The following is a 13,792-nucleotide window of genomic DNA, read 5'->3' as shown; positions in this document are numbered from 1 at the left end:
ATGAATTTAGATGCAATTTTAAAAACAGTTGAAAAACCTTCCCGCTATATCGGGAACGAATATAACAGCGTACACAAGGCGCTTGACGATATTTCCATCCGGTTTGGCTTCTGCTTTGCCGACGTGTATGAAATCGGCATGTCCCATTTAGGAATGAAAATTTTATACCACCTGCTGAACACTGCAGAAGACATTTACTGCGAGCGGTTCTTTGCCCCCTGGGTGGACATGGAGGAGCAGATGCGTACAGAAAACATTCCTTTGTTTTCGCTGGAAACCAAAACGCCTGCCAAAGAGTTCGACTTTTTGGGATTTACGCTTCAGTATGAAATGAGCTACACCAACATTTTAAATATGTTGGATTTGGGTCGCATTCCCTTTTATGCAAAAGACCGGGACGAGGAATATCCCATCATCTGTGCAGGCGGTCCCTGCGCCTATAACCCGGAGCCTTTGGCCGACTTTATCGACTTTTTTATGCTGGGCGAGGGCGAAGAAATCATGATGGAAGTGATGGACGTCTACCGCAGGGTGAAACAAAACGGCGGCAAAAAAGACGATTTCTTGCGGGAAATTGTGGTCATTGAGGGCATTTATGTGCCAAAATTTTATTATGTGGAATATCACGAAGACGGCACCATCAAATCCTTTACGAAAAACGATGAACATGCGCCGGACAAAATAAAAAAACGGATTATAAAGGATTTTGACAGCTCCTTTGCGCCGGACAATATCATTGTGCCGTTTATGGAAATTGTTCACGACAGAATTATGCTGGAAATTTTCCGCGGCTGCATCCGCGGCTGTCGGTTCTGCCAGGCGGGCATGATTTACCGCCCCGTGCGGGAGCGGTCGCCGGAAACGCTGCTTTCCTTGGCCCAGCGGCTTATTCAGAACACAGGGTATGAAGAAATTTCCCTTTCCTCTTTAAGCACCAGCGACTATACAAGCTTAAAAGAGCTTACCGACGGGCTTCTTGCCCTTACGGAGCAGAAAAAAATCGGCCTGTCTCTGCCGTCACTTCGGCTGGACAACTTTTCCATAGAGCTTATGCAAAAGGTACAAAAAGTAAGAAAATCCGGCCTGACCTTTGCGCCGGAGGCAGGAACCCAGCGGCTTCGGGACGTAATTAATAAAAACATTACGGAGCAGGATTTAAGCACTGCGGCGCAAACGGCGTTTTCCGGCGGCTACGGCACAATTAAGCTCTATTTTATGATTGGCCTGCCCACCGAAACGGAAGACGATATTTTAGGAATTTCGAAGTTGGCAGACGAGGTGGTTTCCATCTACAAGCACACGCCGAAGGAAATACGCAACAAAAACCTGCGGGTTACGGTGAGCGTTTCCTCCTTTGTGCCGAAGCCCTTCACGCCCTTCCAGTGGTTCGGGCAGAACACACAGGGGCAGCTGTTTGAAAAACAGATGCTTTTAAAAGACGCAATCAAAAACCGCTACGTTTCTTATAACTGGCACGACTCCTCTTTAAGCATTTTAGAGGGCGTGTTTGCCCGTGGAGACCGAAAGCTTTCTAAAGTATTGGTTGAAGCGCACCGGCTGGGCGCAAAGTTTGACAGTTGGCACGAATTTTTTAACATGGAAACATGGCAAACCGCCTTTGCAAACACCGGCATTGACCCCTCATTTTATAACGAGAGGGAGCGCAGCTATGAAGAAATTCTCCCCTGGGATCACATTGACATCGGCGTCTCCAAAGCGTTTTTGATGAATGAGAACGAAAAGGCAAAGCGGGGCGAGCCAACCGCCAACTGCCGGGAAAAATGCGCCGGCTGCGGCGTCATTCCGTCGTTTGGAGGTGGGTTCTGTGGCTAAATTCCGCATTCAGTTTACAAAGTATGGCGACATGAAATATGTGTCCCACTTAGACATGATCCGTCTGTTTACGCGCATGTTTCACCGGGCGGAGCTGCCCGTGGCATATTCCAACGGATTTAACCCCCACCCGAAAATGTCGGTTCTGCTGCCGCTGTCTGTGGGGTTTGAGTCGTCCTGCGAATATTTAGACGCCGAGTTTGAAAAAAGCGTCAGCATGCTGGAGTGCTTGAAAAAATTAAAATCCGCAGCGCCTTTGGGCATGGAAATTCCCCAAATTTGCGAGTTAAACGAAACCAGCAGGAAAGCAAAGGAAATCCGCTACGCAAGTTATGATATCACCACAGACGCGAAAATAGATGCAGACAACCTGGAACGCTTTTTAGAGCGCGAAACCGTTGAAATTGTGAAAAAAACAAAACGCTCCGAGGGCGTGGCGGACATTCGGTCCGATATTATGGATTTGTGCCGGAAAGAGGAACACTCCTTTTCTGCAGTGATTTCCGCAGGCAGCAACGCAAACTTAAAACCAGATTTATTAATAGAGGCAATGAAAACATATATAGAAGAATTTCGTCCCCAAACGGTCAGCATTTGCCGCACGGGCATTCTAACGGAACGGGGCGAACCGATGATGTAGTTTTACATACCGAAATGGGGTGAACGAATTGACTGCGCGGCAGGTGGCACTTGAAATTTTAACGAAAACCGAAACAAATCACGGATATTTAAATCTGGTGTATATGGAGGTTTTAAAGGCGAACAGCTTTTCGCCCTTAGACGCCGCTTTTATAAAAGAACTGGTTTTCGGCGTTTACCGAAACAAGCTTTATTTAGATTACATCATCCGCGCAAACTCTTCCCTGCGCCTGAAAAAAATTGAACCGACGGTATTAAACATTTTGCGGTTGGGCGTTTATCAGATTTTGTTTATGGATAAAATTCCCGACCACGCCGCTGTGTCAGAGGCGGTTTCCCTTTCGAAAAAACGAAGCCGCGGCCGCACGGCGGGGTTCGTAAACGCTGTTTTGCGGTCGGTGCTGCGAAGCGGCGGGGCTGACCTTTCGCCCTTAAAAAAAGACGCCGTAAAGTATTTCAGCGTAAAATTCTCCTACCCCGAGGAGTTGACCTCGTTTTTTGTAAACACCTTTGGCAAGAGCCGTGCAGAGGCGCTTTTGGCGGCAGGGAACGAAACACCGCCCCTCTGTGTTCGGGTAAATATTTTAAAAACAACCCGGCAGGAGCTGGCTGAAAAACTGCACCGCGCCGGCATTGAAACGAAAGAAACGCCGTTTACCGACTGCGGACTGTATCTGTTTGGCGCAAGCGAGCAGGCAAGACGGGAGTTTTCTGCTCTTTTCACTGTGCAGGACCAAAGCTCACAGCTTGCAGCACTTTCCCTTTCGCCCGAGCCGGGCGACACGGTGTTAGACCTTTGCGCCGCACCGGGCGGCAAAACCACGCACTTAGCAGAGCTGATGGAAAACTGCGGACAAATTTACGCCTCAGACCTGTATGAAAAACGGCTTCATGCCGTAAACGAGGCGGCAAAACGGCTGGGCATTACCATAATAAAAACCAAACAGGCAGACGCGGCGGAGCCCAATCCGGCACTTAGACAGATTGCCGACAAAGTCCTGCTGGACGTGCCCTGTTCCGGGCTGGGTATTATCCGGCGCAAACCTGACATAAAATATAAAGAACACATTACCGATTTTGATGAAATTTTATCTGTGCAGCAGCAAATTTTAAACACGGCAAAAGAGTATGTAAAGCCCGGCGGCATTTTGGTTTACTCCACCTGCACCATAAACCCTTCCGAAAACTTGGGGCGCGTTCATGCTTTTTTAAAGGAAAATCCGAATTTTGAAATGGACGCAATGAAAAACCCCCACATCACCGGGGAAATGGCACAGCGGGCCAAAGCGGGATTTATCGAGCTGTTTCCGGACACGGATAACAGCGACGGATTTTTTGTTTGCAGGCTGAAAAAATTAAGATAGAAGAAAAGGCTAACCCATGAAAACAGATTTCAGAAACCTTACATTTGAAGAAACCCAGGCGCTTTGCAAGTCGCTTTCGCTGCCCGGCTACCGCGCCGGACAGATTTTCAGCGCCGTTTTTAAAACAGACGCGATTTGCGAAATTACCACCCTTTCTAAGGAGCTGAGAGAAACCCTTTCGGAACATTATTATATCGGAACCCTCACCTGCCGGGAAAAACAGGTGTCGAAAAAAGACGGCACCGTGAAGTTTTTGTTCTGCCTTTCCGACGGCAGCCTGATTGAAAGCGTGTTCATGCGCTATCACCATGGCAACACGCTGTGCGTGTCCACCCAGGTGGGCTGTGCCATGGGGTGTGCGTTCTGTGCTTCCACAATCGGCGGCAAGGTGCGCAACCTCTCCGCTGCCGAAATTTTAGAGCAAATCTTGGCGGCAGAAAAGGAAACCGGCGAAAAAATCTCCAATATTGTGATGATGGGCATCGGCGAACCGTTAGACAATTTTGACAACGTGGTAAAATTCTTAAAAATTGTGAACCATAAAGACGCGCTGAATATCGGCTACCGCCACATTTCGCTGTCCACTTGCGGGGTGGTGCCGAAAATTTATGAGCTGGCAAGCCTGAACTTGCCAATTACGCTTTCTGTTTCGCTTCACGCGCCTTTTAACGATTTACGAAGCGAAATTATGCCCATCAACAAAAAATATCCGCTGGAAACCTTAACCGCGGCAATGACGCATTATATTCAAAAAACAAACCGGCGGATCAGCATTGAATATGCCTTGATCCGCGGCAAAAACGACAGCACAGCCTGTGCGGACAAATTGGCAAAACTGTTTTCCGGCGGGCTTTACCATATCAATTTAATTCCCGTGAACAACGTGCGGGAACGTGATTTTAAAAAAACAGAAAAACAGCATGTGGCGGCGTTTTTAAAACGGCTTGCCGAAAGAGGCTTAAACGCTACCGTAAGGCGAGAGCTGGGAAGCGACATAGACGCTGCATGCGGACAGCTCAGGAAAAAAGCAGCACACATAGAAACAGACATAAATTAACGAGGTGATAAACGAATGGAAGTGAGTTCAGCTACAAGCGTCGGACGCATCCGTCCTCTAAACGAGGATTCCTATTTTGTGTCCGAGCCTGACCAGTCCGGCACGGTTTTGGCCATTGTTGCCGACGGCATGGGCGGCCACAACGCAGGCGAGGTTGCCAGCGGCAAGGCCGTGGGAATTGTGCAGAAGGACGTTCTTGGAAAATGCGGCAAAAATGCAAAAGACGTTTTGGTAAAAGCCGTAAACGACGCCAACCGCGAAATTTATGAAATGAGCGTAAACGCCAGAAATCTTTCGGGCATGGGCACCACCATGACGGCCTGCGTTGCGGAGGAACACAACGTAACCGCGGTTCAGGTGGGCGATTCCAGGCTATACTTAATCCGCGGGGAGAAAATTACGCAAATTACAAAAGACCACTCCCTGGTGGAAATGCTTTTAGAAAACGGCAAAATCACGAAGGAGGAGGCGCGGCGCCATCCTCAGAAGAACATCATTACCCGCGCGGTGGGAACGGACAAGACCGTTGAAGCGGACATTTACGAGTTTCGGGCAGAGGCGGGCGACGTAATTCTGCTCTGCTCCGACGGCTTGGTGAACATGGTGGAGGACGAAGAAATTCTGTCTGTTATAAATTTAAGCGAAACGCTAAACGACGCGGCAAACAAACTGGTTGCGGAAGCGGAAACCGCTGGCGGCACGGATAATATAACCGTAATTTTAATCAGGTTTTAAAATTACCAGAAACGGAGATGGCTAATCATGATGAGTGGAAAGATTATTGATGGGAGATACGAAATTATAGAGGAAATCGGCCGGGGCGGAATGGCCATTGTTTACCGGGCAAAATGCCTGGTTCTAAACCGGTATGTGGCAATTAAGGTGCTGCGTCCGGAATACCGGGACGATTTGGAGTTTATCAAGCGGTTTAAAATTGAGGCTCAGTCTGCTGGCAGCCTGTCTCACCCGAACATCGTTTCAATTTATGATGTAGGAAACGAAGACGATTTGGAATATATCGTCATGGAATATGTGGAGGGCATCACCTTAAAACAATACTTGAGCGCAAAGGGAGTTCTCCAGTGGAAAGAGGCGGTTGACTATGCTTCCCAAATTTGTTCCGGTCTTGAGCATGCTCACAAAAAGGGCATTGTGCATAAAGACATTAAGCCGGAAAACATTATCATCACTAAAGAGGGAATTTTAAAAATTACCGATTTTGGCATTGCAAAGGCGTTAAACCAGGGAACCATTACCACCGGCGGCCTCACCATGGGCAGCGTGCATTATTTTTCGCCGGAGCAGGCCCGGGGCGGGTTTACCGACGCGAAAACTGACCTTTATTCTTTGGGCATTTTAACCTACGAGATGGTGACGGGACGGCTCCCCTTTGAAGGGGAATCCGCCATCAGCATTGCCATGCAGCATTTAGAAACCGAGCCTGTGCGCCCGTCGGTGTTTAACCCGTCTATTCCAAAATCCTTGGAAACGGTAATTTTAAAAGCAATGAAAAAAGAACAGAGCGAACGGTATCAAACGGCCACACAAATGCTGATTGACTTAAAAAAGGTTTACGTGGGCTCTGAGGTACGGTACGACGAAGGAGATGAGTTTACGAAAAAATTCACGCCGATTAATCCGCAAACTGCAAGCAACAAAAACGGTGCACCCCAGGGTGCGAAAAACGGCACCCCCCAGCGCAGATCCCAGAACAGCCAAGGCAAAGCCCCTGTGAAAAAACAGCCCTCCCGCGCCGAGCTCGCCAAGGCGAAAAAGAAGAAAAAGAAAGGCGACACCTTAGGCATTGTGGCCGGCATTTTTGCTGGTATTGCGGTGATTGCCTTAGCGATTTGGGGCTGGTCGTTTATGACGGGCGGCTCAAAAAACGAGGTGGAGTGTCCTGAACTTGTGAACCACACCTGTGCCGAGGCGCTGGAACTAATTGAAGGCACCAAGCTGAAAATTGTGCAGGAAAACGGCAAGGAAATTCAGGCAGATGATGAGGGCATCATTGTAACGCAGGACCCAAAAAGCGGCAAAAAAATTAAAAACAACGCAAAAATAACCGTCACATTGGGCGACCAGCCTGCCACTATGGAAAAAATCCCCTCAGTTGCAGGAATGACGGAGGCAGACGCAACTTCTGCATTAAAAGCGCTGAAATTTGACGTTACCGTGGAACGGCAGGACAACAGCGACGTAGCCGCAGGCCGCGTTATCAGCACCCATCCGGCGGCCGGCACCTCTGCATCGGAGGGTTCTGTCGTTACCATATACGTAAGCAACGGCAATAAAAACGACAACACCGAAAATGAATATACCATTGTTCCCGATTTGCTTGGTAAAACGGAAAACGAAGCGAAATCTGCTTTAGAGCGCGCCGACTTAAAGCTTGGTGAAGTGCAGCAGGTGGCAAGCGAAAAGGAAAAGGGAACGGTTGTGAAACAGTCTGAAGCTGAGGGCAACCGGGTGAAGAAAAATAAAGCCATCGACATTCGCATCAGCAGCGGCAAAGCGGCAACCTCCGCCACGCCAACACCTTCTGCAAAGCCCTCGGCAAGCGCATCTCCCTCCTCCACGCCGAAGCCTTCGTCCACGCCCACCAGCGGCGGCGATGACGAACCAAACGAGGGCGGCAACAACGGCACAAATGAGGATTAACCGAAAGGACGGCTTGCATAAATGACTGGTACAATCATGAAAGGAATCGGCGGGTTCTATTATGTAAAATGCGACAGCGGTACGGTTTTCTCCTGCCGCGCAAGGGGCCGGTTCCGCAAAGACGGGCAGGTTCCCATGGTGGGTGACAGGGTGGAGATTGAAATTACCGACCCAGAAGAAAAGGAAGGGTATGTAACCAAAATCGGGCCGCGGAAAAACCAGTTTTTCCGGCCTCCCGTTTCCAATATTGACTTACTTTTGGTCACCTTTGCCATAAGCGCACCGGAACCGGCCTTAGAATTGATTGACAAGCTGACAGTAACTGCGGTATCCCAGGGGGTAGCCTGCGCCGTGTGCATTAATAAAGCAGAATTGAACCGGGAAAAAGCCGCCAATTTGGCAAAGGAATATGCATTGGCAGACTTTCCCGTGATTGTCTGCTCCGCCAAAACAGGCGAGGGTGTGGATCGTTTAAAAGACCTGTTAAAGGGAAAGGTTACTGCACTGGCCGGAAGCTCGGGAGTTGGGAAATCCAGTCTGCTCAACGCCATGGGGGAAAACTTCACCTTAAAAACCGGAGCGGTGAGCGATAAAATTCAGCGGGGAAAACACACCACACGGCACACAGAGCTGTTCCCTCTCTCCTTCGGAGGTTTTGTGTTCGACACGCCGGGGTTTGGCTCTTTTGAAGTGGAAAAAATGATGGCCCAGAATCTTTCCGCCATGTTTCCGGAAATTGCAAAACACGGCGGCCAGTGCCGGTTTCCGGGATGCAGCCACATCACCGAGCCGGACTGCTCGGTGAAAGACGCATTAAATAGAGGCGAAATCGGTCAAAACCGCTACAACAGCTACTGTGCGCTTTACAACTCTTTAAAAGATGTTAAAGACTGGCAGCTTTAAAAAGAACAGCTATTAAAGATTTATATCATTTTCTATTAAATCAGAACAACAAGAGGTGAAGCATTATGACGCCAAAAGAACGTGCAGTGGCGGCGCTGAATTTGCAGACGCCGGATATGGTTCCTACTTTTGAACTGGAGTTTCAGTTAGCAGAGGAAATGTTCGGCAGACCCTTATTCGGCGCGCAGTTCAGCGAGGAAAACCAACGCAAAATGAGCCGGAAGGAAAAAGACCGCGCCATTTATGAAGAGGCGGAATATACCGCAGAGGTTTATTCCAAATTGGAATATTCCATTATTCCGGCGCACGGATATGAATTAAATGACCCAAACGACTTAGCCCTGTATCATCGCTGTCTGCGCGAAATTGTAGGCGATACCGTAATGCTCGGAAGCCACGGCGACGGTACGTTTGCAATCCCGGACGGCAATGAAATGTATGAATTTGCATACCGCATGGCGGACGACCCCGAGGGACTGAAAGCAGAAGCGCAGAAACGGGCAGACGCGGCGATTGAACACAACAAATGGCTGCAGGAAAACGGCATCGACTGCCTGCTGCTCTGTTCGGATTATTGTTATAATAACGGACCGTTTCTGTCTCCTCAAAACTTTGGCGAGTTCATTCAGCCGTATCTGTATCAGATTATTGACGCTGCCAGAAAAGACGGATTATATACCATTAAACACACAGACGGAAACATTATGCCGATTTTAGACCAATTGGTGGAATGTAACCCTCACGCTCTGCACTCGTTAGACCCCATGGCAGGCGTGGACATTAAAAAGGTAAAAGAGCTGGTGGGCGACAAGGTGTGCCTGTGCGGCAATGTGCATTGTGCGGCGCTGCAAACCGGCACCGAACAGGATGTGACAGACAGCGCGGAATATTGTCTGACCTACGGAAAGCCCGGCGGCGGATACATCTTCTGCACCAGCAACGTGCCGTTTAAAGGAATGGATCCCAAGCGCTATCAGTTGGTATTGGATATCTGGAAACGGATGCGCATGTATTAAATAAGAGAACAGCCGAAAACGGCAGCATTAAAGGGAGGAATACCAATGATTTTATTAGCTCCATCCATTCTTTCGGCAGATTTTTCCCGATTGGGCGAGGAGGTGTCTGCGGTGGAAGCCGCAGGCGCGCAATATCTTCATATCGACGTAATGGACGGGCATTTTGTGCCCAACATTTCATTTGGTGCGCCGGTGATGAAAAGCATTCGTAAAATGAGCCAAATGGTGTTCGACGTTCATTTAATGATTTCGGACCCCCTGCGCTATATTGACGATTTTGCGGCCGCCGGAGCAGATATTATTACGTTTCACATTGGCTGCAGCAGCGACATCGATGAAACGCTGGATAAAATAAAGTCGCACAACATAAAATGCGGCCTGGCTGTGAACCCCGACATTCCGGCAGAGCGGCTGTTCCCTTACCGGGACAAAATCGACATGGCGCTGATTATGTCGGTGTTTGCAGGCTTCGGCGGTCAGAGCTACATTGACGGTGTAAACGCCAAAATCCAGGCAGCGCGAACCTTTTTCGGCCCGGATTTCGACATTGAGGTTGACGGCGGCATAAATTTAACGAACAAAACTGTTCCCATAGCAAACGGCGCAAACGTTTTGGTTGCAGGCACTGCAATTTTTGGGGCGCAGTCGCCCAAAGAGGCGGTTTGCTCATTTTTAAACGAAACGGAGATAGACAATTGAACGCGTTGATTTTTGCCGGCGGTGATTTTGACGGTCTGCCGGAGGGCGTTTGCCCTGATGATTTCAACCTGATTCTTGCCGCGGACAAAGGCTACAGCTATGCGGAACGCTTAAGGCTGGTACCAGACATATTTGTTGGTGATTTAGACTCTTTCTTTGACGAAAACAAAATTCAAAGCCGGGAAATTGTTCGCCTTCGGCCGGAAAAGGACATGACCGACACCCAGGAAGCCATTCAAATTGCAACCCGCCATGGCGCAGACAGCATTTTGGTTTTAGGTGCGCTGGGAGGGCGGATTGACCACACCCTTGCCAATATTCAACTGTTAAAGTTTGGGCTTGACCGCGGCGTAAAAGTCGCTCTTGCGGACAAGGACAATTACATAACGCTGATCAACACCCCAGTGCGGATTCCGCGGCAGGAAGGCCGGTGCCTTTCTTTAATTCCACTCACCAAATGCGAGCACGTGTTTGCCCGGGGAGTTTACTATCCCTTAAGCGACGCGGTAATGGATTTGGGTAACTCTTTGGGGGTCAGCAACGAATTTATTCAGGAATATGCAGAAATTGACCCGGGAAACGGGCTAATGTTACTGATGGTTTGCAGAAAAAAATAGAGGACGGTGGAACAATGATTGCATTAAATGAAACAGAAAAAAAGTGGGTTGACGAAATGTGGGAAAGGTTAGACAAAAAGCTTTCCAAAACCTGCATTTCCGCCCGGGGCAAGCTGCCCTACACCACGGTGAACGGCGTGTTTGACGACAAGCAGGGTGAGGACATATCCTGGTGGACAAACGGCTTTTGGGGCGGTCTGATGTGGCTAATGTATGTCGGCACAAAAAACGAGGAATACCGCAAAACGGCGGAGGTAACGGAAGAACTGTTAGACAAGGCGCTTGAAAACTTTTTCGGTCTGCATCACGACGTTGGGTTCATGTGGAACTTAACCGCCGGTGTGAACTTCCGGCTCACCGGAAACGAGCGCTCTCACGCGCGGTTTATGACAGCGGCGTCGATTTTAGCGTCCCGCTATAACACCAAAGGCGGCTTTATCCGCGCCTGGAACGGAGACGGCCATGAGGGCTGGGCCATCATCGACTGCATGATGAACATTCCCCTTTTATACCGCGCCGCAGTTGATGCCAAAGACGACCGGTTCCGCTATATTGCCGAGAGCCATGCGGAAAAAACACAAAAATTTCATGTGCGTCCCGACGGGTCGGTGAACCACATTAACGAATATGACCCGGAAACGGGAGAGCTGATAAAAACCTTTGGCGGGCAGGGTTATGGCGAGGGGTCGTCCTGGTCCCGGGGGCAGGCCTGGGCGCTTTATGGGTTTGTGCTGAGCTTTATCCATACAGGAAAGCAGGAATATTTAGACACGGCAAAACGGGTTGCCCACTACTTTATCGCAGCGGTGTGCGACGACTATCTTCCTAAATCCGATTTCAGAAGCCCGGAGGAGCCGGTGATTTACGACTCCACAGCAGGCATGATTGCTGCCTGCGGGCTCATTGAAATTGCCAAGGCTGTTCCGGAGTTTGAAAGCAGGCTTTACCAAAACGCCGCAATGAAGCTTTTACACGCGGCTGAGGAAGCGTTTGCCGACTGGACGGACAAAGAGGAATCTATCCTTCGGTGCGGCTCGGAAAGCTATCATGGGAACAACTTCCCGATTATTTATGCAGACTATTATTTTGCAGAAGCAATTTATAAACTGAAAGGTTTTGACATGCTTTTCTGGTAAAGAACGCAAAGCGAAAGGCGCGTGGAACATACATGAAATCAAAAATAAAAAAGACCTATGGAATTATCGGCTTAGGCCGGTTTGGCACAGCTTTGGCGGTGCATCTGGCGGAATCGGGCAGCGAAATTATGGTGATTGACGCCAGCGAAGACAGCATTCGGAAGCTGCGGGACTATACCCAATATGCCTTTGTAATTAAAAATGGACTGGACAAGGAAACATTAGAGGCCACCGGAATTCAGGACTGCGACGTCGTGGTGGTGGCAATTGGCGAGAACATCGACACCAGCATTTTGGTGACGCTTCATTTGGTGAGCATGGGCGTAAAACGCGTCATTGCCAAGGCAACCAATGCAGACCACGGCGAAATTTTAGAAAAAATCGGGGCCGAGGTGGTTTACCCCGAGCGGGACATGGCGGAACGGCTGGCAAGCCGCCTGCTGTCTGAGCGGATTCAAAACCTGTTTGAGCTGAAGGGTGACATTGATATTGCAGAAATTAGCTTGCCGGATTCTTTCGCGGGAAAAACGGTTTTAGAGTCGGAAATCCGGAAAAAGTATAAGCTGAACATCATCGCGATCAGCCGGGGAAAAGATGTGATTACTGAAATCAGGCCCGACGAAATTTTTGACCGGGAGGATAAACTCATCGTCATTGGCAAGTCTGAAAATATTCGCAAATTTGAGGCGGAAACATAATTTTACGTCGAAAATTCTGAGAAATGCTTGAAAAAAACCTTACAATATATTATAATAGTGAATAACTATGTGATATATTGTGAGGTTTTTTGATTGAACGGCGAGCGTGTCATAAATAAGGAAAAGCTGCTGAGCTACAGCGCCTTTTTAAGCATTCTGGTGATTTTAATCCATACGGAAAATCTCGGAAATTTTTCTGTTTCCCCCAATCAGTCCGTCTTTGAAAAGTTTGTTTACTATTTTGAACGGCTGATTTCCGGTGACATTGCTAAAATCGGCGTTCCATCGTTTTTCATGTTTTCGGGTATTCTGTTTTACCGGGATTTTAATTTCAGCAAATATCCGCAAAAAATGAAAAACCGTTTCTTTTCGCTGATCATTCCATACCTTTTGTGGAACCTGTTCCGCTTTTCGCTTTTTTATCTTTTGGGCAAGTTTCACGTTGTGGAGGACGTTCTACACATCAACCGTGTGGTTTTCACCCCTGAAAACTTTTTAGAGGGCGTGTTTTTATATAAATACAACCTGGGCTATTGGTTCATGTATCAGCTCATTTTATACACACTGCTTTGCCCAGTCATTTATGTGCTTCTAAAAAACAAGCCTGTGGCAATTGTCACTTTAAGCGCGGTGTTTCTGTTGTTTTGCACCGACGCAGCAGGAAACCTTTCCATGAATGTGTTCCACCAAAAATTTATCCAAATCGACGGCCTGTTTTACTATATGCTGGGCGGTTTTGTAGGAATGCACTATTTTGACGCAGTAAATAAAAAAGAGAAACAGATAAAACGCCTGGCGGTATTGGGCGTGGTTTTGGGACAGGCCTTTTTCGTGCTGTTTCAGGTAACCCAGGCCCTTGTGTTTCACATTTTGTTCTGCACCGTGTCAGCCGTTTCGTTCTGGTTTCTGTTCGACAGCGTCATTACAAAGCCGCTGCCCAAAAATATTACGACCATTACATTTTTCATATATTCCGCCCACGGAACGATTTTAGAGTTTTTCCAGGCGGCAAATCAGCTCATTTTTCCCGTCACACCGGTCACTGCGCTGTTTGAGTATCTTCTGCTCCCAGTAATTACGCTGGCGCTGTTAGTGGCCCTGTCGATGCTGCTGAAGCGGTATGCCGGGGGAATTTGGAAACTTATGAACGGCTCCAGATAAACACGGAG

13 protein-coding genes are annotated in these 13,792 nt (G+C 48.5%); all 13 read left to right on the top strand.

All coding sequences use genetic code 11. The features are described from left to right. Positions 1 to 1,833 (top strand): TIGR03960 family B12-binding radical SAM protein, encoded by a 1,833-nt coding sequence (locus tag H8698_RS11090; RefSeq protein ID WP_249313547.1) that lies wholly within the window; start codon positions 1 to 3, stop codon positions 1,831 to 1,833. Beyond that, a complete protein-coding gene (locus H8698_RS11085) occupies positions 1,826 to 2,473 on the top strand; it encodes a TIGR03936 family radical SAM-associated protein (RefSeq protein ID WP_249313546.1) in 648 nt (215 codons plus the stop codon). Before H8698_RS11090 ends, H8698_RS11085 begins: the two co-directional genes overlap by 8 nt. Positions 2,474 to 2,501: 28 nt before the next feature. Next, a complete protein-coding gene (gene rsmB, locus H8698_RS11080) occupies positions 2,502 to 3,836 on the top strand; it encodes a 16S rRNA (cytosine(967)-C(5))-methyltransferase RsmB (protein WP_249313545.1) in 1,335 nt (444 codons plus the stop codon). Between the two features lie 16 nt (positions 3,837 to 3,852). Further along, the gene (gene rlmN, locus H8698_RS11075) at positions 3,853 to 4,893 is read left to right on the top strand and encodes a dual-specificity RNA methyltransferase RlmN (RefSeq protein WP_249313544.1); all 1,041 of its coding nucleotides are present in this window, start codon (positions 3,853 to 3,855) and stop codon (positions 4,891 to 4,893) included. 15 nt (positions 4,894 to 4,908) lie between these two features. Further along, positions 4,909 to 5,628 (top strand): Stp1/IreP family PP2C-type Ser/Thr phosphatase, encoded by a 720-nt coding sequence (locus H8698_RS11070; protein WP_177679244.1) that lies wholly within the window; start codon positions 4,909 to 4,911, stop codon positions 5,626 to 5,628. Positions 5,629 to 5,655: 27 nt separating this feature from the next. After that, positions 5,656 to 7,554 carry a Stk1 family PASTA domain-containing Ser/Thr kinase gene (gene pknB, locus H8698_RS11065; protein WP_249313543.1) on the top strand — a complete coding sequence of 633 codons (1,899 nt, stop codon included), beginning with the start codon at positions 5,656 to 5,658 and terminating at the stop codon, positions 7,552 to 7,554. A 21-nt stretch (positions 7,555 to 7,575) separates the two neighbouring features. Then, positions 7,576 to 8,457, top strand: coding sequence for a ribosome small subunit-dependent GTPase A (rsgA, locus tag H8698_RS11060; protein ID WP_249313542.1), 882 nt, complete (start codon positions 7,576 to 7,578; stop codon positions 8,455 to 8,457). Positions 8,458 to 8,522: 65 nt separating this feature from the next. After that, positions 8,523 to 9,473 (top strand): uroporphyrinogen decarboxylase family protein, encoded by a 951-nt coding sequence (locus H8698_RS11055; RefSeq protein ID WP_249313541.1) that lies wholly within the window; start codon positions 8,523 to 8,525, stop codon positions 9,471 to 9,473. Positions 9,474 to 9,518: 45 nt separating this feature from the next. Next, complete coding sequence (rpe, locus tag H8698_RS11050; protein ID WP_249313540.1) at positions 9,519 to 10,172, top strand: ribulose-phosphate 3-epimerase; 654 nt, start codon at positions 9,519 to 9,521, stop codon at positions 10,170 to 10,172. Continuing rightward, a complete protein-coding gene (locus H8698_RS11045; protein WP_249313539.1) occupies positions 10,169 to 10,789 on the top strand; it encodes a thiamine diphosphokinase in 621 nt (206 codons plus the stop codon). The genes rpe and H8698_RS11045 overlap by 4 nt, the downstream gene beginning before the upstream one ends. Before the next feature lie 14 nt (positions 10,790 to 10,803). After that, entirely contained in the window at positions 10,804 to 11,925 is a 1,122-nt protein-coding gene (locus tag H8698_RS11040) for a glycoside hydrolase family 88 protein (RefSeq protein WP_249313538.1), read from the top strand. A 32-nt stretch (positions 11,926 to 11,957) separates the two neighbouring features. Further along, positions 11,958 to 12,623: a potassium channel family protein gene (locus tag H8698_RS11035; RefSeq protein ID WP_249313537.1), complete on the top strand. Its 666-nt coding sequence runs from the start codon at positions 11,958 to 11,960 to the stop codon at positions 12,621 to 12,623. A 93-nt stretch (positions 12,624 to 12,716) separates the two neighbouring features. Next, on the top strand, positions 12,717 to 13,784 hold the full coding sequence (locus tag H8698_RS11030) for an acyltransferase family protein (protein WP_249313536.1): 1,068 nt from the start codon (positions 12,717 to 12,719) through the stop codon (positions 13,782 to 13,784). The last annotated feature ends 8 nt before the right edge of the window (positions 13,785 to 13,792 follow it).

This window comes from Congzhengia minquanensis, from assembly GCF_014384785.1.
Lineage (GTDB): Bacteria > Bacillota > Clostridia > UBA1381 > UBA9506 > Congzhengia > Congzhengia minquanensis.
This window is presented reverse-complemented; position numbering and strand designations above follow the sequence as displayed.